The following is a 22,201-nucleotide window of genomic DNA, read 5'->3' as shown; positions in this document are numbered from 1 at the left end:
TCAAAAGAGTTCTCAAAATAATAGGAAAAATAGTGGGTATAATTCTACTCTTGTTTCTTATTGTATTTTTAATTCTCGGAATTCCTGCTGTACAGACTAAACTCGGTCAATATGCCACCCAAAGATTAAATAATGATTTTAAAACCGATATTAATATTGGTAAAGTGGGTCTTCAGCTTAATGGCGATATTGAGTTTAAGGAAATCTTGATAAGAGATTACAAAAAAGATACACTAGTCAGTATTGGCGAGCTTAACAGTTCTATAATCAGTTTTCAGAATCTCTACAATAGCAAATTAAATTTTGGTGATATTGACATTCAGGATTTGGTGTTTAATCTGAAGACTTATAAAGGAGCAGAGGATACGAATCTAGATGTTTTTGTAGATAAATTTGATGATGACAATCCTAGGCAAGGTCCAAGTAAATTTTTATTGTCCTCAAGTGATGTTTCTATAGAGAATGGCATTTTTAGATTAATTGATGAAAATAAGGAAGTTCCTAAAATTTTCGAGTTTACTGACCTTAATGCCAATACCACCAACTTCTTAATCAATGGGCCAGACGTAAGTTCACGAATCAATAAGTTCAGTTTTAAGGACAGTAGAGGTATAGCTGTAGATAATTTAATGGCAAATTTTGAATATACGCTAACCCACATGATTTTTGGTGATTTAAATATTAAAACCAAAGGGTCTGAGCTAAAAGGGGATTTAAGATTTGATTATGAACGAGAGGATCTCAAAGACTTTGTAGATAAAGTAAACGTAACGGCAAGCTTTAATGATTCTGAAGTTTCATTGACTGAACTTAATGTGTTTTTTGATGAATTCGGCACGAATCAGCGTGCTAGTCTAAATGCTGATTTATCAGGGACGCTTAATAATCTGGAAGCTAAAAACCTCAATGTTAGTACAACACGGAATACAAGAATCATTGGCGAAATCACCTTTAAAAACTTGTTTGGTAAGGATGATGAGAGCTTTGCTTTAGATGGTAGATTTCAAAATTTAGCTTCAAATTATTATGATTTAACAGCGTTATTGCCAAGGATTCTGGGAAACGCTATACCATCGGTGTTGTCTAATGTTGGAAATTTCAAAATCAAAGGATCATCTTATATCACTGAAAAACGTATTGATGCCAATATTGAAATAAATACGGATTTAGGTTTTGTTAAGTCCGACTTGGAATTGACTGAGATTGATAACATTGATAACGCAAGTTATATTGGTAATGTAATATTTGATGAATTTGATATTGGAACACTAATCAATGACCCTAAGGCGAAGCTTGTGTCTGCAAATGTGGATGTCGATGGAAAAGGGTTCACTTTAGCTAACCTGAGAACAGATATAAAAGGTGATGTTTTCAGTTTGGAGTATAACGATTATACCTACCGAGGTATTAATGTGTCTGGTGATTTAGGTAACAAGGTTTTTAATGGTGTTTTAAAAGCTGATGATCCTAATTTGCAATTGGACTTCAATGGTTTGGTTGATTTTTCTGAGGAGTTAAAAAAGTTCGATTTTAAGGCGAATGTTGGTTACGCAGATCTCAACACATTGAATTTCGTTACTAGGGATAATATTTCGGAATTTAGAGGTTTGGTAAATATTAGTGCAACTGGTTCCAGCTTCGATAATGCAGATGGTACCATTAATATTGCAAATACGACTTATAAAAATCAAGATGGCAGGTATAGTTTCGAAGACTTTGATATTGTATCCTCATTTAAAGATGAAGAACGTACGATATCTATTAATTCTCCAGATATAATTAATGGGAAAGTTACGGGTAAGTTTAAGATAGAGGATTTGCCAAAGTTGATTGAAAATTCTGTTGGAAGCATTTACACCAACTATGTGCCAAATGATGTGGAGGAAGGTCAGTATATGGATTTTAAATTCAATATTTATTCCAAAATTGCTGCTGTTTTCTACAAGGATTTAATCTTAGGGAAAAATACATTTATTGAAGGTCGTATTGAAACTGACGAACGCGGATTTGAACTTACATTTAATTCTCCGGAAATTAAGTTTAAAGAGTATTTTGCAAACAATATCAATGTTAATATTAATAACAGCAATCCTATTTTCAATACATTTATAGAAGTAGATAGTCTTAATACTGGTGTTTACAATACATCAGATTTCACGCTCATAAATGTAACTAGGAGAGATACACTTCTTATAAAATCAGAATTTAAAGGCGGTAAAAATAATCGTGATAATTTTAATCTTAACCTTTTCTATACAATAGATAAAGACAATAAATCCATTGTTGGTTTTAGAAAGTCCGAAGTTCGTTTTAAGGGTTATGACTGGTTTGTAAATTCGGAAAAGGATACCTTAAATAAAGTACGTTTTGATCGTAAGTTCAAGTCTTTTGATATTTCGCCTATTATTTTGAATCAAGGTGATGAAGAGATAAAGCTTTCAGGGATTATCGAGGGCACAACAAATAAGAATATCAATGTAGACTTTAACGACGTGCAGCTGGTAAAGATAACACCGAGAATAGATAGTTTGGCTCTAAAAGGCGTGGTCAATGGTAAGTTGGATGTTGTCCAAAATAATGGCGTGTATTTACCTAAGTCGGATGTTATAATCAGTGACTTATTTGTAAATGACTATGATTTAGGAAGCCTATCAGCGATTGTAGAAGGTAAAAATTCAATAACCAATTACAATGTAGATGTTTCCTTGGTAAATGATAATCTTACATCGTTATCCGCAAAGGGTTCTATTGATATCGCAACTACTAATCCAAAAATCGATTTGGATGTTGCCTTTGAAGAGTTTTTACTCGATCCTTTAAATCCTTTGGGCGAAGGTGTAATTAATAATATAAGAGGTTTGGTGTCTGGAAGCGCAAAGGTAACGGGTAGTTTAAAAAAGCCAAGTATTGATGGTGAATTGCTGTTAGATCGTGCAGGATTATCCATACCTTATTTAAATGTCGATTATGGTTTTGATTTTGATTCTAAAGTCACCCTGAAGAACCAGCGATTCGTTTTCAATAATGTGGCAATGACAGATTCAGAGTATTTTTCTCAAGGCTATCTTAATGGTTATATTGAGCATGATAACTTCTCTGATTGGAAATTAGGATTGGATTTAGATACCGATCGCCTATTGGTACTAAACACAGAGGAGTCAGAGGATGAGTTGTACTACGGAACAGCTTTCGTGTCTGGTTCTGCAGAAATTGATGGGCCAACCGATCAGTTAGTTATTACGGTTGATGGGAGTACAGCTCCAGGTACAGTGTTTAACATACCGCTAAATGATTCCGAAAGTTTTGGAGACAATTCATTTATCCATTTTTTAAGCCCTGACGAAAAAGCAGCAAGAATAAATGGAGAGGTAGTACAAGAAATAGAAGTTAAGGGACTTGAACTTAAGTTTGATCTTAACGTTAACCAAAACGCCACCATCGAAATTGTTATTGACAAAGATTCTGGAAGTACTATAAAAGGAAAAGGAGAAGGGAACTTAGGATTTTTCATTAATACCAATGGTACTTTTGATATGTGGGGCGATTTTACGGTGTTCGAAGGGACCTATAATTTTAAATATCGCGGGCTCGTAGAAAAAAGATTTGATGTGGAACCAGGTGGTAGTATAGAATGGGAAGGAGATCCCTTAAAAGCTCAAATTAACTTAAAGGCTATTTATAAAGGAAAAGCCAATCCATCAGTACTACTTGATAACCCGATAAATCAAAGTATTGATGTAGAGGTTGAGATTGGTCTTACAGGTCAATTGGAACAGCCAGAACCGCAATTCGATTTTAGATTCCCTACGGTGTCTTCTGCAGTGAAGTCGGAGTTGGATTATAGACTATCCTCTAAAGATGAACGCGATAACCAAGCTTTAATATTCTTGGCTACAGGTAGCTTTGCAAGTGGTGTTAGTGGAGGGCTTGATTTTAATGGAACCATAGCAGAGCGTCTTAGCGGTATTGTTAATAATCTATTAGGTGGTGATAATGGCGATTTACAAGTAGGTGTAGATTTAGAGTTGGGTCAAGACACACCTGAACTTCAGACTAATAGCAGTGTGGGTCTAACATTACAAACTAAAATATCTGATAAAATTTTAGTGAATGGTAAGGTTGGCGTGCCATTTGGTTCAGCAGCTCAGACCACAATAACTGGTGATGTTCAAATCGATTGGCTGCTAAATGACGATGGTACATTACGCGCCAAGGTATTCAATAGAGAAAACGTGATTAGAAATTTCGGTGAAGAGATTGGTTATACGCAAGGTATCGGTCTATCGTACAATGTAGAATTTGACACCTTTAAAGAATTGATTGATATTATTTTTTCTCGAAAAAACAAAAAAGACGATCAGGCTAAAAAGGAAGAAGAAAATAAAACTGTAGACGAGGATGATTTTATGCCGGATTACATCACAATGAAGAAGACAAAGACAAAAACGAAGTCTTAATTACAGCCTAAATCTTCTTTTTATTAAAATACTTATTAACGAAAACGTTTGAATTGTTTTTCGTTTCCTTTTTTTATAACAATAGTCATATTATTGTATGTATTGTTTAGTAAATTTACTGTAAAATAAATTGTTACAATGCTACATACAATTAAAAAAATAGGCGTTTTAACTTCTGGTGGAGATGCACCTGGAATGAATGCAGCCATCAGATCTGTCGTTAGGGCATGTGCATTTCACGATATTGAATGTTTTGGTATATACAGAGGCTATGAAGGAATGATAGATGGTGATTTCGAAAAAATGGATGCACGTAGTGTTAAAGGCATTATCAATAAGGGAGGAACCATTCTAAAATCAGCACGATCTAAAGAATTTAGAACAAAAGAAGGAAGACAAAAGGCTTATGACCAATTAAGGAAAGCTGGTATAGATGCTTTTGTAGTCGTAGGTGGTGATGGTAGTTTTACAGGTGCGATGATTTTTAATCAAGAATTTGATTTTCCTGTAATGGGTATTCCTGGTACAATAGATAACGACATTGTAGGAACGACCCACACACTTGGATACGATACTGCGTTAAACACAGCTGTAGAAGCCATAGATAAAATTAGGGATACGGCAAGTTCTCATAATAGATTATTCTTTATCGAAGTCATGGGACGTGATGTAGGTCATATCGCATTAAATGTAGGAGTCGGGGCTGGTGCAGAGGAAATCTTAATACCAGAAGAAGATTTAGGATTAGACAGGCTATTAGAGTCGCTTCGTCGAAGTAAGCAATCTGGTAAATCGTCAAGTATTGTTGTGGTTGCTGAAGGAGATAAAATCGGTAAGAATGTTTTTGAACTAGCCGATTATGTTGAAGAGAACATGACAGAGTACGAAGTACGTGTTTCTGTACTTGGCCATATGCAGCGAGGTGGTTCGCCATCTTGTTTTGACCGTGTCTTGGCAAGTAGAATGGGCGTAAAAGCAGTGGAGGGCTTAATAACCGGTAAAAGTAATTACATGGTTGGTCTTAAGAATGATATTATTGATTTAACACCTTTCGATCAGGCTGTTAAAGGAAAATCAAAGATAAATATGGAACTTTTAAGAGTTTCAGATATAATGACAATTTAAAAAAGAACACTTAAAATTAATTAATAGAAAAGATGTCAAATTTAAAATTAGGAATCAACGGATTCGGTAGAATAGGGAGAATAGTATTTAGAGCAACAGTAAAACGTTCGGACGTTGATGTCGTTGCAATCAACGATTTATTAGATGTAGAACATCTAGCATATTTGTTAAAATACGATTCTGTGCATGGCAGATTCGATGGAGATATTCAAATAAAAGACGGCAACTTGGTTGTTGATGGAAAGACGATTAGAGTAACAGCAGAAAGAGATCCAAAAAACTTAAAATGGGATGACGCTGGAGCAGATGTTGTTGCGGAGTGTACAGGTATTTTCACAACACTAGAAACGGCTCAGTACCATATTGACGGTGGCGCTAAGAAAGTAGTGATTTCTGCACCAAGTAAAGACGCGCCAATGTTTGTAATGGGCGTGAATGATGATAAATTAACAGCAAATCACACTATTGTATCTAATGCATCATGTACCACAAACTGTTTAGCACCTATCGCTAAGGTTATAGAAGATAATTTTGGAATTGAGGAAGCTTTAATGACGACAATTCATGCGGCAACTTCTACGCAGTATACAGTAGATTCTCCGTCGCGAAAAAACTACCGCTTAGGACGTAGTGCATTGAATAATATCATTCCAACATCAACAGGTGCTGCTAAAGCAGTAGGTAAGGTTATCCCTGAATTAGATGGGAAATTAACGGGTATGGCATTTAGAGTACCAACTGTGGATGTTTCTGTTGTGGATTTAACAGTTAAAACTAAAAAAGACACTTCTTTAGCTGAGATAAAAGCGGCTATGAAAAATGCTGCTAGCGGTTCTATGAAAGGTGTTTTAGGTTATACCGAAGAAGCTGTCGTTTCCCAGGATTTTGTAAGTGAAGAAAGAACTAGCGTTTTTGATGCTGATTCTGCAATAGAATTAAATTCTAAATTCTTCAAACTAGTATCTTGGTACGATAATGAGTTTGGATATTCTAATAAAATGGTTGACTTAGCTCAAAAGGTCAACAACTTGTAAGACATTATTAATTCAGGAATTCCGTAGGATTGTGAATTGGTCATACCTACGGAATTTTTAATTTTTTATCACCATGATTTTAATTACAGATGGCGGTTCTACGAAATGCGACTGGATTGCAATAGATGAGAAAGGAAACCTTAAGACTCAGAAAATTAGAACTAAAGGCTTAAATCCAGCAATACTTAGTGAAAAAAAACTAAACAAGATCATAAGAAAGAGTAATGAACTCATGGCCATGAGTGATGAGGTAACTTATGTGTTTTTCTATGGCGCAGGATGTGGAACTGAGAATCCAAGGCTTATACTAAAAGCAATTTTGGAGGGCATATTTCCTAATGCCAAGGTTGAAGTTCAAGAAGATACCATGGCGGCAGTTAGAGCATGTATTAATACTAATGATGAGGCATCAGTGGTTTGTATTTTGGGTACGGGATCTAACTGTAGTTATTTTGATGGTGAAAAACTTCATCAACGTGTTTTGAGTTTAGGATACACGTTAATGGACGAAGCAAGTGGCAATTATTATGGCAAGGAATTAATTAGGGATTATTATTTTAATGTAATGCCTCATGATTTAAAATTGGCGTTCGACCATAAACATAATTTAGAAGCTGATTATATTAAATATAATCTTTATAAGCAGCCGAATCCCAACGCATATTTGGCAAATCATGCCGAATTTATGTTTTTGAATAAAGATTCAGATTATATTAAAAATTTAATCAAAAGAGGATTGCGCCAATTTACTGAGCATATGATTCTGCAGTTTAAAGAAGAACTTAACACAGGAGTCCCAGTGCATTTTGCAGGGTCGATAGCTTATTTTTCGCAAGAAGAAATTAGGGAAGTGGCAGAAGAGTATGGTTTTAAAGTTGGTAATTTTGTAAGACGACCAATAGATGGTTTAGTCGAGTATCATGTAAAGAATATCTAGTTCTCAATAGATATTTGAGAATGTTTATTTCATGTTAATAAATCTCATTTTTGCTATTGTAAAACTTATTATTTGGTTATATCTTTGTGCTGCATTAAAAATGAAACGTAATTATGTTCGAATTTGATCAATATTTAGGATTTTTAGCATTCTTAACGATATTAACGATAGGGTTTTGGTTAATGATTTTCCTTTTAACTTTCGTAATTCCTTATTGGGTATTTGGTTCGGCAATAGAACGTTTTAAAGAAATCAGAGAAGAAAAGAAAGCCAAAAGAGAGGGTCTATCTCACTAAATTGGATAAAAATATATAAATTGAAGAGTGCTAAATGCGCTCTTTTTTTATGCCTATTATTTCGGTATTTTAGTAATTCTAATTTTATATCCATTATGAAAGGTCTATCCATCCTCTTATTCATCATTTGTATCAATCTCAATGCTCAGCAGATTTTGCCAGAACGCCAACGTGCAGAAGTTGTAGATGAGATGCTGAAAGATAGATTTGATAATTTGCTACCAAAGCTAATGGACGATACTGGCTTTGATATGTGGATCCTTATTTCAAGAGAATATAATGAAGATCCTGTGCTAAAAACGATGCTTCCTGCAACTTGGCTCAATGCAAGGCGGCGAACTATTCTCGTTTTCTATAGAAATAAGCAAAAGGCTACTATCGAAAAGTTAGCTGTAGCTAGATATAATTTTGGTGAAAACGTCGTATCTGCTTGGGATAAAGAGAAAGAACCTAATCAATGGAAGCGTTTAATACAGCTAATAGAGGAAAGAAACCCAAAGTCCATAGGGTTAAATTACTCTGATTCTTTCAATATTTGTGATGGCATTGTTAAAACCGATTATGAAGCATTCATGTCTAACCTACCTAAGAAGTATAGTTCGAGAGTTAAGTCGGCGGAGAAATTGGCTATCGGCTGGATAGAGACTCGCACAGAAAAAGAGATGATCATCTACAACCAGTTGGTCGATATTACCCACGATATTATTGCGGAAGCCTTTTCTGAAAAAGTAATAACTCCAGGGGTTACCACAACAACTGATGTCGAGTGGTGGATGCGAGATAAAGTAACAAATTTAGGGCTAGAAACATGGTTTCACCCCACAGTAGATGTACAACGTACGGCGGAAGAATTAGGAAATCATTTGTATGCCTTTTCCAATAGGCCAGAGGATATGGTGATTTTGCCAGGAGATTTATTGCACTGTGATTTCGGAATTACCTATTTGCGATTGAATACGGATTGCCAGGAATTGGCATATGTATTAAAGCCCAACGAAACTGAACCTCCAAAATTTCTGCAAGACGCTCTAAAAGATGGTAACAGAGTTCAGGATATTTTCACTAATAATTTTGAAACAGAAAAGACGGGGAATACTGTTTTAAAAGAATCTTTAGCACAAGGTAATGCAGAAGGTCTACGACCGGCTATTTATACACATCCATTGGGGACTTATGGACATAGTTCTGGTACAACCTTAGGCATGTGGGATGCTCAAGGTGGAGTGCCAGTAACGGGTGATTATCCATTACATGAAAATACGGTGTATGCTATTGAATTGAATACCACCGTGACCATCCCAGAATGGAAACGTGATATTAGAATAATGCTCGAAGAAGCAGGGTTTTGGGGAGCTAACGGATTTAGGTATGTCAATGGTCGCCAAACAAAGTTGTTGACCATTCCTAGGATAAAGGAACATCAAGGGAACTAAACAGATTTTGATATCGAATGCCTATAAAATAAATACGAAGCTACTAATCCAACGAATGTAAATACTCCCATCACACCAAAGGCATGCCGTAAGCCTAAAGCCCCTTCATTAGCGTCCAAGAAATAACCCATTAATAAACCTGCAAAAATATCTGGTGTATAACCCACTATTGATATAAAGCCGACAGCAGTTCCTGTTACTGCTAATGGAATTTTAGCTTCTTCTAACGTTGCAAAATATAAAACACGAGCGGAGTAGACCCCTAAAGCCATCGTCCCAATTGAAAGTATAAAGAGAAGTGTTTTGGAATCATTAATAATTCCAAGGTAAAAAATAAGACTAGTTATGGTCATTAATAGAAATCCAACAACAATCCAAATGGAAGCTCTAGTTCTATCTGCTAATAAACCAATGACTACACCAATGACTGGTCGCATATATAATAAATAAGTGCCAACTTTAGCAGCCTCAATCTTATTGTAGTTCATGACCTGTTCAGCATATTGGCTAAAAAGATCTGTCATTTTATAACCGTAGTAAGCGCACAGAATGATAATCATGAGTAACCAAACGGCTTTAAACTTCATGACTAATTTAAAATTATCTAAAGTCAATAATTTCGATGGCTTTTCAGAATTTATCTTTTCTACTTCAGAGAACTTCAAAAGGAAAAAGACAATAATGCCTATAAACATTATTGCAATGGAAGTATATGTTATCACTTCCTTAAATGCAATGCGCCGTTCTTCAATTGATGTGAGTTCGATATCTTTTGTAATGAATAATGAAAAAATTAAAACGCCAACAGACCCAAATAAAGCAGCAACCAAACCTCGTCCTCCATCCAAAAACCCGAAAGCGATACCTTGTTTGTCTTTACCTCCCCAAATTCTAGTCGCTTTTATCATAGCTGCCCAGAATAAAAATATTGTTGTAAACCCCCAAAAACCGTAGAGAAAATGAAGATGAGAAAGCGATGGATAAGTTGCTAAATAAAATCCGCCCAATGCAGTAAGCATTAGAGCTACGGACATCAATATATTGGGTTTAAATCGATCTGCTAGTGGTCCGCCAAATAAATAAGACACTAAGGCTACGGTACCGTAAACTGAAAAACAACTTCCCAACTCAGTCTGACTTATATCGAAAGACTCTAGGAAAGTTGTTCTAAAAATACGTTGTAAAACAAAGGGCAAAATAAAAACAGCCTCTGCTGCTAATATCAATAATATTATAACATACAGAGGCTGTTTTTGATTGGTGTCTTGTTGCATCTTAGACTTGCAACACCCCTAAATTAAAAGGTCTTTCAATAGGAGCGTGGTTGGCTGCTTCGATTCCCATGCTAATCCAAGTTCTCGTGTCTAGAGGATCAATGACACCATCAGTCCAAAGTCGAGCTGCGGCGTAATATGGGGACACTTGATTATCGTATCTGTCCTTTATTTTGTTGAATAGTTCTTCTTCCTTTTCTTTTGTAATGGTTTCGCCTTTCTTTTTAAGTGAAGCCGTTTCAATCTGCAATAAGACTTTGGCAGCAGAGTTCCCACTCATTACAGCTAATTCTGCACTTGGCCATGCCACAATCAATCTGGGATCATAAGCCTTACCACACATGGCATAATTTCCCGCGCCATAACTATTTCCAATAACAATCGTGAATTTTGGCACTACAGAATTACTCACGGCATTTACCATTTTTGCACCATCCTTAATGATGCCTCCATGCTCCGATTTGCTTCCAACCATAAAGCCTGTAACATCTTGTAAAAACACTAATGGAATTTTCTTTTGGTTACAATTAGCAATAAAACGTGTAGCCTTATCGGCAGAATCGTTATAAATCACACCTCCGAATTGCATTTCGCTTGGTTTGGTCTTAGCACCTTTGGTCTTTACTATATGTCTTTGGTTGGCCACGATGCCAACGGCCCAACCATCTATGCGCGCATAACCAGTAATAATAGTTCGTCCGTAGCCAGCTTTATACTCTTCAAATTCTGAATTATCAACCAAACGTTTTATGATGTCATTCATGTCGTATTGATCGGCCCTACTTTTAGGCAGAATTCCATAAATATCATCTGGATTTTCTTCGGGCTTACTGGCTTTAATTCTATTGTAGCCTGCTTTATCAAAATCACCGATCTTGTCTACGATGTTCTTAATTTTATCAAGGGCATCCTTATCATCTTTAGCCTTGTAGTCTGTTACACCAGAAATTTCACAATGTGTTGTGGCGCCACCTAGGGTTTCATTATCAATAGTCTCGCCAATAGCAGCCTTGACCAAATAACTTCCAGCTAGAAAAATACTTCCTGTTTTGTCAACGATAAGTGCTTCATCACTCATTATAGGCAAGTAGGCACCACCGGCGACACAGCTACCCATAACAGCCGCAATTTGGGTTATTCCCATACTGCTCATAACTGCATTGTTTCTAAAGATGCGTCCAAAATGTTCTTTATCTGGGAAAATTTCGTCTTGCATTGGTAGAAAAACGCCAGCACTATCAACAAGGTAGATAATTGGTAAGCGATTTTCTATAGCAATCTCTTGAGCTCTTAAATTCTTTTTACCTGTAATTGGAAACCAGGCACCTGCTTTAACTGTAGCATCATTAGCTACAACTATACATTGTTTACCTTTTACGTATCCTATTTTTATAACAACACCGCCAGATGGACATCCTCCATACGCTTTATACATATCTTCTCCTGCAAAAGCACCAATTTCTATGGATTTAGATTTTGGGTCTAATAAATAGTCGATACGGTCACGAGCGGTCATTTTTCCCTTACCACGGTGCTTTTCTATACTATTCTCTCCACCACCGAGTTTCACCTTAGCTAGACGTTTTTTTAAATCGGAGACTAGAAGTTTATTATGATCTTCGTTTTTATTGAATTTGATATCCATATGCATTGCCCACGAAAGTGGATATATTTTGAAATTGAATGTAATATTTCATTTGCACGAATTTACGAAACCAACAACGGATTAAAAAGTGAATGATTTGTTAAATATATATAACATGGAAATATATTCCTTGGAATATATAATTTTTATTCGTACATTTGAATTATCAAATAACAATATTATGAAAAGAGATAAGATTATTTTTTACGTGGCCACATCATTATTAACATTGATGATGCTATTCTCCGTGAGTATGTACTTTTTTAATCATGATGAAATTTCTACCGCTTTTACAAGTTTTGGGTACCCAACATACTTGATTTATCCTTATGGTATCATTAAACTGATTGGTATTTTAGTGCTTTGGTTACCAGGTCTAAAAACTTTAAAAGAATGGGCGTATTCAGGTTTCTTCTTTGCTTTTATTCTAGCATTTTTCGCACATTATATGATTAGTGATGGAGAACATATGGGAGCATTAATGGCTTTAATGTTGTTATCAGTATCGTATATATTTTATAAAAGAATTAATTAAAGACATTATGAAAAAAGTTATAGCATTCGCAGGAAGTAATAGTAGTACATCTATAAATAAAAAATTAGCAATTTATGCAGCATCTTTAGTAAATGATGTAGATATTAATATACTGGATCTGAATAATTTTGAATTACCTTTATATGGGATAGATTATGAATTATCTCATGGTATACCCGATAATGCAAACAAGTTTTTGAATTTAATTAGGGGAGCAGACGGTATCGTTTTATCATTAGCAGAACATAATGGAACTTATGCCACAGTATTCAAGAATTTATTCGATTGGATGTCGCGCATCGACGGAAAATTATGGAGTGATAAACCCATGTTGTTAATGGCAACATCACCAGGCGCTAGAGGTGGAGCTACAGGACTAGAAATAGCGAAAGGGCGTTTTGGATATATGGGTGGAAACATTGTTGGGAGTTTTAGTTTGCCATCCTTTAATGATAATTTTTCTGATGGAAAAATCACCAATCATGAACTAAACAATCAACTCTTGGAGGAGGTAAAACAATTTCAAGAAAGTATATAATTATGGAAATTCAGCAAACTGATAGCGATAAAAAAGGTGAGTTCTATTATGAAGTTGATGGCAAAAAATTAGGCCTAATGACCTATAGTCATGCAGGGTCTGACAAAATAATAATAGATCATACTGAGGTCGATGCATCTTTAAAAGGTCAAGGTATAGGTTATAAATTGGTTGAGGCTTCTGTAGCATATGCTAGAGCAAATAATCTTAAAATTATGCCGCTCTGTCCTTTTGCCAATGCGGTTTTCAAAAAGAAAAGTGAATATAATGATGTAAGATTCTAATATGGGAGACTTAGCCAAAGATATCAATTCAACATTTCCAAATAATCGAGTAAAAGCATTACTCAATATTATATATACGGCAAATTGGATTACAAGTTGCCAGAATGAGTTTTTTAAAGACTTTGGAATTTCACCACAACAATATAATATCTTAAGAATATTACGTGGTGCCGGAGAACCCTTAAAAGTTCAAACGATTAAGGACAGAATGATTGAGCGTTCACCAAACGCTACGCGTTTAATGGATAAACTTTGTGCTAAAAATTATATAGAACGCCTTCCGTCGGAGCATGATAGACGTGTTGTAAAAATTGTAATAACACAAAACGGGAAAGATTTATTAGAATCCATACCCAATAATTTAAATAAGGAATTACTTAAGAATTTGAACGAAGAAGAAGCAAAACAATTAAGTGATTTATTGGATAAAATGCGCTAAGCGTATTTTTTTAACCAAATAGTTTCCATGGAAACTATTAAAAGAAAAATAAAATGAGATTAAATTCTATAAAAAGAGTAGGACGAAGTGATTTCGTTAATATGGGATCAATTAGGTTGCGTCAACCATTACCTACGCAAGGTATAGATATGGTAGATCCATTTATACTACTGCATCATTATGGACCTTACGAAATTAGTGATAAAAGCAATCCATTCGATTTAGGTCCGCATCCACATAGAGGATTTGAGCCAGTTACATTTTTAGTTCAGGGAGAGCAACTACATCGTGATTCGCTGGGAAATGAGAGCGTAGTGAAAGCTGGAGATGTGCAGTGGACAACTGCAGGCAGAGGTATAGTCCATGCCGAAGGACCAACAAAAGACTTTGTGGAAAAAGGTGGGATTATAGAAGGCATTCAGCTATGGTTAAATCTTCCGGCTGAAAAGAAGATGATGGAAGCAAATTATCAGCATACAACGTATGCAGATTTTAGAGTCGTCACTTCTGATGATCGTAAAATAGATACAAGAATTATCGCAGGCGAATTGCATCAAACTTATGGAAGAATTGCAACCCAAACATCAGTAAATGCTTTTATGATTGAAGCGAAATCAGATGGAGTGGAGTCCTTTCCATTTTCTGATTTACATCAAGGGATGTTGTACCTATTAAAAGGGAAAGCAAGAGTTAATAACTCGACTGTTTTAGAATTGGATAAGAATCAGCTCATTCAATTCAATCAAGACGGAGAAGGTTTCACAATTGAAGCTGAGACTAATAGTCTATTACTATTTCTTTCAGGAGAACCATTACATGAAGAAGTAGCAACTTATGGACCATACGTTATGAATACACAAACAGAGCTGCTGGAAGCTATGCGAGATTACCAAATGGGAAAGATGGGATTTCTTCCAGTAAACTAAGTTTAAATTAATGTCAGGTCGAGCGCAGTCAAGACCTAAATAAATTAAAGTTTAATTAAAAAGATACCTGCTTTCGCAGGCAATATTATGAAAACAATAATTCACAAATCGGATACTAGAGGCTATGCGGATCATGGTTGGTTAAAGTCACATCATTCATTTAGCTTCGGAAGCTATCAAAATCCAGAACGCATGAATTTTGGCATGCTACGCGTTTTAAACGATGACGTTGTACAGCCAAAAATGGGATTTGGTACGCATCCACATCAAAACATGGAAATTATTTCCATTCCTTTAAAAGGTGCATTGTCACACAAAGACAGCATGGGAAATAAACGTGCTATCGAAGTTGGTGAGGTGCAAGTAATGAGTGCAGGTACTGGGTTAACACATTCAGAATTTAACGATAGTAAAACAGATGAGGTTAATTTTCTTCAATTATGGATAATTCCGGAAGAAACTAGTGTTAAGCCGAATTATGAACAGCGTCAATTTCCAGAAGAAGGAAGAAAGAATCAATTACAAACTGTTGTCGCGCCAAAAGACAAAGTAGAGAACAATGCACTGCCTATAAGTCAACAAGCCTATATTTATAGAACAAATCTAGATTCGGACAAGTCTATTGATATTGATTTAAAGTCTGAAACTAATGGACTATATGTCTTCGTTGTTGATGGGCAAATAGATATTAACGATAATAGTTTAGGCAAAAGAGATGCAATAGGTGTTTATGAAGGAAGGCAAGTTTCTATAACATCTAAAACGAATTCAGAATTGGTAATTGTTGAAGTACCAATGAATTAGATTGTTGCCAATTGGTTAATGGTAGAAAAGCATCTTAAAATTAAGATGCTTTTTTAGTTTATTTCACGATATTTGTTTTTAACTAACTATCTAAAATTAAGAATACGATTATGGCGATGAATAAAAATACGGTACTAGCATGGGCAACAATACTTATGTTAGTTATGGGAGTAATATTAATACTAATGGGTGCTTACAGGTACGATGATGTTGCTGGATGGGGTTTTGCGACTGTAGGATTTGGTTTTTTTGCGATTGCTTGGGTGTTTAACGCTTTAAAAGGACGTGTATAATGAGTGATGATAAGCAAATAATCTTCTCTATGTCTGGTGTAACCAAGACATTTCAATCAGCCAATACACCAGTTTTAAAAAATATCTATTTAAGCTTTTTTTATGGCGCCAAGATTGGAATATTAGGCCTTAATGGTTCTGGTAAGTCTACTCTACTTAAAATTATTGCTGGAGTTGATAAGAACTATCAAGGTGATGTAGTTTTTAAGCCTGGCTACACTGTTGGCTATTTGGAACAAGAACCGCAATTAGATGATAATAAAACTGTGATGGAAGTGGTTCGTGAAGGTGCTGCCGAAACAGTCGCCATCCTTGATGAGTATAATAGCATCAATGATCAATTCGGCCTTGAAGAGGTCTACAGTGATCCTGATAAGATGGAAAAGCTTATGAATCGTCAAGCAGAGCTCCAAGATCAAATAGATGCCGCTAACGCATGGGAATTAGATACAAAACTAGAAATAGCAATGGATGCTTTGCGCACTCCAGACAGTGACAAAAAGATAGGTGTGCTTTCAGGTGGTGAGCGTCGTCGTGTGGCATTGTGTCGATTATTATTACAAGAGCCTGATGTGTTATTATTAGACGAGCCTACCAACCATTTAGATGCAGAATCGGTACATTGGTTAGAGCATCATTTGGCGCAATATAAAGGGACGGTTATAGCAGTTACGCACGATAGATATTTCTTAGACAATGTTGCGGGTTGGATTTTAGAACTCGATAGAGGCGAAGGTATTCCTTGGAAAGGTAATTATTCGTCTTGGTTAGATCAGAAATCAAAGCGACTAGCTCAAGAGAGCAAAACGGCATCTAAACGTCAGAAGACTTTAGAACGTGAGCTAGACTGGGTGAGGCAAGGTGCAAAAGGACGCCAAACGAAGCAAAAAGCACGTTTAAAGAATTATGACAAGTTAATGAGCCAAGATCAAAAACAACTTGACGAAAAACTTGAAATCTATATACCAAATGGTCCACGATTAGGTACAAATGTTATTGAAGCGGTTGGTGTTGCAAAAGGTTATGAAGATAAATTACTCTATGATGATTTAAATTTTAACCTACCACAAGCAGGCATTGTTGGTGTTATTGGACCAAATGGAGCAGGTAAAACAACAATCTTTCGAATGATAATGGGGGAGGAAGCTCCGGATAAAGGCGAGTTTAAAGTAGGTGACACTGCACAGATTGCTTATGTTGATCAGAAACATTCTAATATAGATCCAGAAAAATCAATATGGCAAAACTTTAGCGATGAGCAAGAGCTTGTTATGATGGGAGGAAAGCAAGTGAATTCTAGAGCGTATTTAAGCCGCTTTAATTTCTCTGGCAGTGAACAAAATAAAAAGGTAAAGCTACTTTCTGGGGGAGAGCGCAACCGTTTACACTTAGCAATGACACTTAAAGAAGAGGGTAATGTATTGCTTTTGGATGAGCCAACTAATGACTTAGATGTCAATACATTAAGGGCATTAGAAGAAGGCTTGGAGAACTTTGCTGGTTGTGCCGTAGTGATTAGTCACGATAGATGGTTCTTAGATCGTATTTGTACACATATTTTAGCGTTTGAGGGTGATTCTCAAGTTTACTTTTTTGAAGGTGGTTTTAGTGATTATGAAGAAAATAAAAAGAAGCGTTTAGGTGGTGATTTAATGCCGAAACGTATTAAGTATAAGAAGTTAGTGAGGTAGTTTCAACATGTACTACAATATAAAAAGAGCCTGCATTTGCAGGCTCTTTTTAAGTATTATCATAAACGTGGTTATCACTTATAGAATAGTTATTGTCGATATCCAAATTTTCTAGTTTCTTAAAATTATTATTAAAATTATCCAACTCATTTCGGATAGACGCGTCATGCTCAAGTGCGTACAAATCGGATTTGCTACATATGACAAATAGGACAAAAACAATAAGAAATAAAAGAAGAAACAGAAATCCTATCATTTCCGGTTAATTGTCTCCATAGAGATGCCCACTTGTAAAATCCTTATAGCTTTCATCTGCATCTCTAAAGGCATTGGTTTCCATTAATTTCTTGTTTTCAGCTTTTAATCTGTACATCTTAATTATAGCAATAATTATGAAAACCAAGAAAATAGAGGCAACGGCTATTAAAATCATCGTGAGTTGTGTAGTGGTCACTACTAAAGCTTTGGAAAGCAGATTGTTAAGCATGATCAATAGGTTTAGATTTGGGTTCTATAGTGCTAATATAGAAAAAAAAATAAAGTTAAATACTTAATTCTAAATAATTTACCTTTATGTTTTCAACAAAATCATCGTTAAAGTGCTTTGATAATACGACCAAACGCAGTGTTTTCGGCTTAAGAACGCATTTGGACAACTTGTTAACAACTCAAAATTTAACACAATCAGTCACCTAATACCACTTTAACAGCATGACTTCGATAGATTTATTGTTTTCGGTCACTATTTTTTCAAACAAATCAACGTCACTCATGCCATCTGACCCTCGATAATGGTAGGGATGAACGACTTTTGGTTTAAACTCTAGGACGGCATCGGCAGCACTTTCTACGGTCATGGTGTAGGGTAAATTCATGCATATAAAAGCTTTGTCTATATTTTGAAGATTTCGCATTTCTGGAATATCCTCTGTATCTCCTGAAATATAGATATGTTCTCCTTTAATATCCAGCACATAACCATTACCTCGTCCTTTAGTGTGATATTTTAACGCTTCTTCCCTTAAGTTATACATTGGTATCGCTTTAATATCAATAGTATTATGGTTGTAATTTTCACCATTATTAAGTGTTTGTATCTTGCTACTGACTGCACTAGGTATTTTATCAGTAACTGCCTTTGGAGCTACAATGGTAACATCACTTAAATTCAAGGCTTCAAGGGTTTTAATATTTAAATGGTCGCCATGAATATCAGTTATAAGTACCAAAGTTGGTTTTTTCTGCCCTTTGAATGCTTCAGAACCGCCTGTTGGATCAACATAAACAACTTCGTTAGCTGTTTCAAGGACCAAAGTGCCATGTTTTATAGGAATAACTTTAACAGTTTCATCAATTAAGGTTGTATCTTCAGCCTTGGTTAAATCTTTATGTTCTTTTTCATTCTTGCAACAAAATAAACTGGCTATGAAGACGACGAGCAATGCGGATTTTATAAGTTTCATTTTTTTTGATTTTTCATAAAGATATTCAACATTTAATCACTTTTAAAACATTGTAACAAATTTATCGTAAATGCTACATATAATTTGTAAGTAAAGTTTTTATAGTCCTAAAAAAATACCGAAATTGCTTATCCTAAAAATTGTTCAACTAAATAACACTATACAATATGTCTGATGATTTTGATTTATTAGAAACCAACTCACAAGAAAAAGCTGAAAAAGTAGATGTAAACTGGGGAAAGGCCATAGACCAAATGAAGTCTAAATTGGCACAAGAGGATGATCCAGAAAGTCGTCAGAAGATATTGAACGCCACATTGGATAATGTGGTGGATATGGCTGAAAAAGATAGAACTACACTTTTAGATGCCATAAAAGATTTAACAGATTACCAGGATGAAGTTGGTATTATGTTCGAAGGGTTTTCTGCACTAAATGCTGCAGAACAAAAAATCATCGATGATGCTGTTAAAAGGCTTGAGCGTGCTAAGGTTGAACTTGAAGACGCTAAGGCCAAGCCAGATACATGGTGGAATAACCTTTGGGGACGCAAGAGTAAAATTAGAAGTGCGGAAGACGAACTAAAAGAAGCTCAAAAACAACGCGATGGTGCTGATAATAGGGCTAAGGCTATGTTTCAGCAGCGTATAGAAACTGCTGATGTTCAGACCTTGTTAAATGAATTATCGTTTAAGAGTCAGGCTGCTATAAAGCGATTAAAGGATAGAGAGTTAGAAATTAAAGAAGTTGAAGAAAGCCTAAAAACTGCTATTGTCGAAGCTAGTAATAATCATACAAAAGCACTTCAGAAGAAAAAAGAAGTAGAAGAAAAGCTCGAAGAGCAATATGCATTATTAAAGCAAGCTAGACAAGCTTTAGAAGAAGTTGCAGATAAGCAATCGACAGAATATTCAGAAGCTTTGGAGAAAGTGACTCAGCTCGAGCAAAAAGTTGAGGAATTAGAAGGGCTTAAAAATGCTTATACAACTTTAGCAGCCTCAAAAGATAGTTTTGTGCATAAGCATAACTTAACCATTAAGGTTTTAACGTCTTTGAGAAGTAATTTACAAACACATAGGGCTAAGCTAAAATCAGATACAGATGAGCGTTTAAAATACTATGATGGGTATGTAGTTGCGTTAAAGGCTAGGACGGATCAAGAGTTTGCTGCAATCTTAGAACATCTAGGTGTAAAAACGGATGAACATATAGGTGAAACACTAGCCGCGATGCATACAGCTAGTGCTAAGGCGCGTCAAGAGATGATGGATAATATTCCAGTTCACGAAAAAGTAATGCAAGGTGTATACGGTAGTTATGCAGAATCTTTAAAGGACATTAGAGCCAAAGATGCTGAAATCCAGAAAAACTTCGCAGATCGTTATGGTATCGATATGAAAGAGATTTTTGATGAATACTATAAAGCGGATCCGAATGCACCATCCGATGGAGGTGAGCCTGCTGGTGAGCCAAAGCCAGAAGCTAATGATGATGATTTATTAGGATAATTTAGTTGTTAGTTGCTGGTCGATGGTGTCTTAAACCATCAACTAACAACAAGCAACAAGCAACTATATAAAATGATCGTAACACCATTAGATTCCGCAGTATTAGATTCTAAGGAGCAGTATGTCTTTTATCATAAAATGATAGACTTTGCACTCAAGGAATTAATAGTCGCTGTACAACAAAAACAAATCTTAAATGAACAGGAGGTATTGCTATTTAAACAATACAGCGATTTGTTATTGTATTCGATTGAAGCAATGCGTGTGAAGTACATGTATGATGATGAGGACAATATGAAAGTCGATTTAACCGATTCTAGTTTTCCTAATTATCTAGAGTTCCGCTATTTATTTAATGATTTAGAGTTAAGAGAAGAATTCCTTAACAAGCTTACGGATATAGAAGTTCTTAAAGATGAATTTCTAGATACTTTAATGCGTAAAAAAGAACCTATTTCCAAGCGTAAGTTATTTCAGGCGGCGTCAATAGTGTATTATACATCAGCTAAGAAAGAATATATTTTCAATCGCTTTGTGCAAGGTAAAATTATAGAGGCACCAAAAGGGTCACCAGCAGATTACATGGTCAGTTGGAGTTTTTATGACGTTACCCACAATAGGCCATTTATTTGCTATATGTATTTTAATTATGACGGACGAGATGTACATGGTTATAAAGAGGAAATTTATACGGTTTTAAAGAATACTTCCGATAGGGAAATGGCAATGGGTACTATGGCATATGCTATAGATAAGCGATTACCAAAGGTATTGCCTAAGCTCATCAAACGGGTAGACTTGGGACCAATTCATAATGTTTTTGCTAAGGATGAAAATGAGGTAACTCACGTTATATTAGATGGTATTGCGAAAAAGACGATTCCTGTAGAATCTTTTGTGGTCTCATTTAAAGTGGATGAATTAAGCTCTCAAAGCGAATTTAAGGAAGGTGGGTTTTTTAGTAAGCAAACCTTTCAAAAGTGGGGAAACTCGTTTAAACAACGTTATGTTTTTGCGCCCCACAGAATCATACAATTATTGTACAATAAAACTCCAGAAGTTATGAATAAGCTGGCTATTCCACCTATACAAGTGAGCAGTATGCAGTCGTCAGTTAGCGGTAAAACTGAGAATTAAATGGGATTTAAGACACTTTTGGCTTATCAGAAAGGATTTAGTTTAGCAATGGAAATTTTCCATTTAACTAAAGATTTTCCAAAATCAGAAATGTTTGGATTATCATCTCAGATGGTTAGATCTAGTAGATCGGTTTGTTCTAATATAACTGAAGGCTACAGGAAACGCCAATATGAGAAACATTTTAAGAGTAAAATGTCAGATGCAGATGGTGAAAACTCTGAAACCCAATTATGGTTAGAATTTGCACTGGCTTGTGAATATATTTCAGAAGAAAAATTTAATCACCTAATGGATAAAAGTAATGAAGTTGGAAAACTAATTAATTATATGATGAACAATCCAGACAAATTTGGATTATAAGCTAAAATGAATGAGTCCG

Annotated in this window: 21 protein-coding genes; 17 read left to right on the top strand and 4 right to left on the bottom strand. The window is 35.4% G+C overall.

Annotation, left to right across the window (positions count from 1 at the left end):
* Positions 1-32 precede the first annotated feature (32 nt).
* The 6 genes from H7F21_RS09200 to H7F21_RS09175 all read left to right on the top strand — a co-directional run bounded on the left by H7F21_RS09200 (position 33) and on the right by H7F21_RS09175 (position 9,282).
* Positions 33-4,457: a translocation/assembly module TamB domain-containing protein gene (locus H7F21_RS09200; RefSeq protein WP_343067589.1), complete on the top strand. Its 4,425-nt coding sequence runs from the start codon at positions 33-35 to the stop codon at positions 4,455-4,457.
* Between the two features lie 138 nt (positions 4,458-4,595).
* Entirely contained in the window at positions 4,596-5,582 is a 987-nt protein-coding gene (pfkA, locus tag H7F21_RS09195; protein ID WP_185788977.1) for a 6-phosphofructokinase, read from the top strand.
* Positions 5,583-5,614: 32 nt separating this feature from the next.
* On the top strand, positions 5,615-6,616 hold the full coding sequence (gene gap, locus H7F21_RS09190; RefSeq protein WP_185788976.1) for a type I glyceraldehyde-3-phosphate dehydrogenase: 1,002 nt from the start codon (positions 5,615-5,617) through the stop codon (positions 6,614-6,616).
* Between the two features lie 73 nt (positions 6,617-6,689).
* The gene (locus H7F21_RS09185) at positions 6,690-7,553 is read left to right on the top strand and encodes an N-acetylglucosamine kinase (protein ID WP_185788975.1); all 864 of its coding nucleotides are present in this window, start codon (positions 6,690-6,692) and stop codon (positions 7,551-7,553) included.
* Positions 7,554-7,666: 113 nt separating this feature from the next.
* The gene (locus tag H7F21_RS09180; RefSeq protein ID WP_185788974.1) at positions 7,667-7,849 is read left to right on the top strand and encodes a hypothetical protein; all 183 of its coding nucleotides are present in this window, start codon (positions 7,667-7,669) and stop codon (positions 7,847-7,849) included.
* Positions 7,850-7,944: 95 nt separating this feature from the next.
* Complete coding sequence (locus H7F21_RS09175) at positions 7,945-9,282, top strand: M24 family metallopeptidase (RefSeq protein WP_185788973.1); 1,338 nt, start codon at positions 7,945-7,947, stop codon at positions 9,280-9,282.
* Here the strand turns inward: H7F21_RS09175 and H7F21_RS09170 are convergent.
* Together H7F21_RS09170 and H7F21_RS09165 are read right to left on the bottom strand one after the other, a co-directional pair.
* On the bottom strand, positions 9,279-10,556 hold the full coding sequence (locus H7F21_RS09170) for an MFS transporter (protein WP_185788972.1): 1,278 nt from the start codon (positions 10,554-10,556) through the stop codon (positions 9,279-9,281). The genes H7F21_RS09175 and H7F21_RS09170 overlap by 4 nt on opposite strands.
* Position 10,557: 1 nt before the next feature.
* Positions 10,558-12,201: an acyl-CoA carboxylase subunit beta gene (locus H7F21_RS09165; protein WP_185788971.1), complete on the bottom strand. Its 1,644-nt coding sequence runs from the start codon at positions 12,199-12,201 to the stop codon at positions 10,558-10,560.
* A gap of 181 nt (positions 12,202-12,382) precedes the next feature.
* Between H7F21_RS09165 and H7F21_RS09160 the strand changes: the two genes are divergently transcribed.
* The 8 genes from H7F21_RS09160 (at position 12,383) to ettA (ending at position 17,711) form a co-directional block, all read left to right on the top strand.
* Entirely contained in the window at positions 12,383-12,736 is a 354-nt protein-coding gene (locus H7F21_RS09160; RefSeq protein ID WP_185788970.1) for a DoxX family protein, read from the top strand.
* Positions 12,737-12,743: 7 nt separating this feature from the next.
* On the top strand, positions 12,744-13,274 hold the full coding sequence (locus H7F21_RS09155; RefSeq protein WP_185788969.1) for an NADPH-dependent FMN reductase: 531 nt from the start codon (positions 12,744-12,746) through the stop codon (positions 13,272-13,274).
* Between the two features lie 2 nt (positions 13,275-13,276).
* The gene (locus tag H7F21_RS09150; protein WP_185788968.1) at positions 13,277-13,558 is read left to right on the top strand and encodes a GNAT family N-acetyltransferase; all 282 of its coding nucleotides are present in this window, start codon (positions 13,277-13,279) and stop codon (positions 13,556-13,558) included.
* A gap of 1 nt (position 13,559) precedes the next feature.
* A complete protein-coding gene (locus H7F21_RS09145; RefSeq protein WP_185788967.1) occupies positions 13,560-13,997 on the top strand; it encodes a MarR family winged helix-turn-helix transcriptional regulator in 438 nt (145 codons plus the stop codon).
* Positions 13,998-14,050: 53 nt separating this feature from the next.
* Positions 14,051-14,923 (top strand): pirin family protein, encoded by an 873-nt coding sequence (locus H7F21_RS09140; protein WP_185788966.1) that lies wholly within the window; start codon positions 14,051-14,053, stop codon positions 14,921-14,923.
* A gap of 87 nt (positions 14,924-15,010) precedes the next feature.
* On the top strand, positions 15,011-15,727 hold the full coding sequence (locus tag H7F21_RS09135; protein WP_185788965.1) for a pirin family protein: 717 nt from the start codon (positions 15,011-15,013) through the stop codon (positions 15,725-15,727).
* A gap of 110 nt (positions 15,728-15,837) precedes the next feature.
* Positions 15,838-16,020, top strand: a complete 183-nt coding sequence (locus H7F21_RS09130; RefSeq protein WP_185788964.1) for a CAL67264 family membrane protein — start codon at positions 15,838-15,840, stop codon at positions 16,018-16,020.
* Positions 16,020-17,711, top strand: a complete 1,692-nt coding sequence (gene ettA, locus H7F21_RS09125; protein WP_185788963.1) for an energy-dependent translational throttle protein EttA — start codon at positions 16,020-16,022, stop codon at positions 17,709-17,711. The genes H7F21_RS09130 and ettA overlap by 1 nt, the downstream gene beginning before the upstream one ends.
* A 262-nt stretch (positions 17,712-17,973) precedes the next feature.
* On the opposite strand, the gene H7F21_RS09120 is transcribed toward ettA, so the two are convergent.
* Together H7F21_RS09120 and H7F21_RS09115 are read right to left on the bottom strand one after the other, a co-directional pair.
* Positions 17,974-18,198 carry a hypothetical protein gene (locus tag H7F21_RS09120; RefSeq protein ID WP_185788962.1) on the bottom strand — a complete coding sequence of 75 codons (225 nt, stop codon included), beginning with the start codon at positions 18,196-18,198 and terminating at the stop codon, positions 17,974-17,976.
* Positions 18,199-18,403: 205 nt separating this feature from the next.
* Complete coding sequence (locus tag H7F21_RS09115) at positions 18,404-19,174, bottom strand: MBL fold metallo-hydrolase (protein WP_185788961.1); 771 nt, start codon at positions 19,172-19,174, stop codon at positions 18,404-18,406.
* Between the two features lie 167 nt (positions 19,175-19,341).
* On the opposite strand from H7F21_RS09115, the gene H7F21_RS09110 reads away from it, so the two are divergent.
* The 3 genes from H7F21_RS09110 (at position 19,342) to H7F21_RS09100 (ending at position 22,182) form a co-directional block, all read left to right on the top strand.
* Positions 19,342-20,682 (top strand): microtubule-binding protein, encoded by a 1,341-nt coding sequence (locus H7F21_RS09110; RefSeq protein ID WP_185788960.1) that lies wholly within the window; start codon positions 19,342-19,344, stop codon positions 20,680-20,682.
* A 72-nt stretch (positions 20,683-20,754) separates the two neighbouring features.
* Positions 20,755-21,819 (top strand): hypothetical protein, encoded by a 1,065-nt coding sequence (locus tag H7F21_RS09105; protein ID WP_185788959.1) that lies wholly within the window; start codon positions 20,755-20,757, stop codon positions 21,817-21,819.
* On the top strand, positions 21,820-22,182 hold the full coding sequence (locus tag H7F21_RS09100; RefSeq protein WP_185788958.1) for a four helix bundle protein: 363 nt from the start codon (positions 21,820-21,822) through the stop codon (positions 22,180-22,182).
* Positions 22,183-22,201: the final 19 nt, after the last annotated feature.

The sequence above is a fragment of the Winogradskyella flava genome (assembly GCF_014243395.1).
GTDB lineage: Bacteria > Bacteroidota > Bacteroidia > Flavobacteriales > Flavobacteriaceae > Winogradskyella > Winogradskyella flava.
Note: the sequence above shows the minus strand (reverse complement) of the source record. Positions and strands in the feature narration are given on the sequence as shown.

Coding starts and splice junctions, on each gene's coding strand:
- ettA (WP_185788963.1), top strand. CDS start 16,020: ATGAGTGATGATAAGCAAATAATCTTCTCTATGTCTGGTGTAACCAAG.
- H7F21_RS09185 (WP_185788975.1), top strand. CDS start 6,690: ATGATTTTAATTACAGATGGCGGTTCTACGAAATGCGACTGGATTGCA.
- gap (WP_185788976.1), top strand. CDS start 5,615: ATGTCAAATTTAAAATTAGGAATCAACGGATTCGGTAGAATAGGGAGA.
- H7F21_RS09145 (WP_185788967.1), top strand. CDS start 13,560: ATGGGAGACTTAGCCAAAGATATCAATTCAACATTTCCAAATAATCGA.
- H7F21_RS09170 (WP_185788972.1), bottom strand. CDS start 10,556: ATGCAACAAGACACCAATCAAAAACAGCCTCTGTATGTTATAATATTA.
- H7F21_RS09180 (WP_185788974.1), top strand. CDS start 7,667: ATGTTCGAATTTGATCAATATTTAGGATTTTTAGCATTCTTAACGATA.
- pfkA (WP_185788977.1), top strand. CDS start 4,596: ATGCTACATACAATTAAAAAAATAGGCGTTTTAACTTCTGGTGGAGAT.
- H7F21_RS09130 (WP_185788964.1), top strand. CDS start 15,838: ATGGCGATGAATAAAAATACGGTACTAGCATGGGCAACAATACTTATG.
- H7F21_RS09140 (WP_185788966.1), top strand. CDS start 14,051: ATGAGATTAAATTCTATAAAAAGAGTAGGACGAAGTGATTTCGTTAAT.
- H7F21_RS09155 (WP_185788969.1), top strand. CDS start 12,744: ATGAAAAAAGTTATAGCATTCGCAGGAAGTAATAGTAGTACATCTATA.
- H7F21_RS09165 (WP_185788971.1), bottom strand. CDS start 12,201: ATGGATATCAAATTCAATAAAAACGAAGATCATAATAAACTTCTAGTC.
- H7F21_RS09150 (WP_185788968.1), top strand. CDS start 13,277: ATGGAAATTCAGCAAACTGATAGCGATAAAAAAGGTGAGTTCTATTAT.
- H7F21_RS09110 (WP_185788960.1), top strand. CDS start 19,342: ATGTCTGATGATTTTGATTTATTAGAAACCAACTCACAAGAAAAAGCT.
- H7F21_RS09105 (WP_185788959.1), top strand. CDS start 20,755: ATGATCGTAACACCATTAGATTCCGCAGTATTAGATTCTAAGGAGCAG.
- H7F21_RS09120 (WP_185788962.1), bottom strand. CDS start 18,198: ATGCTTAACAATCTGCTTTCCAAAGCTTTAGTAGTGACCACTACACAA.
- H7F21_RS09115 (WP_185788961.1), bottom strand. CDS start 19,174: ATGAAACTTATAAAATCCGCATTGCTCGTCGTCTTCATAGCCAGTTTA.
- H7F21_RS09135 (WP_185788965.1), top strand. CDS start 15,011: ATGAAAACAATAATTCACAAATCGGATACTAGAGGCTATGCGGATCAT.
- H7F21_RS09160 (WP_185788970.1), top strand. CDS start 12,383: ATGAAAAGAGATAAGATTATTTTTTACGTGGCCACATCATTATTAACA.
- H7F21_RS09175 (WP_185788973.1), top strand. CDS start 7,945: ATGAAAGGTCTATCCATCCTCTTATTCATCATTTGTATCAATCTCAAT.
- H7F21_RS09100 (WP_185788958.1), top strand. CDS start 21,820: ATGGGATTTAAGACACTTTTGGCTTATCAGAAAGGATTTAGTTTAGCA.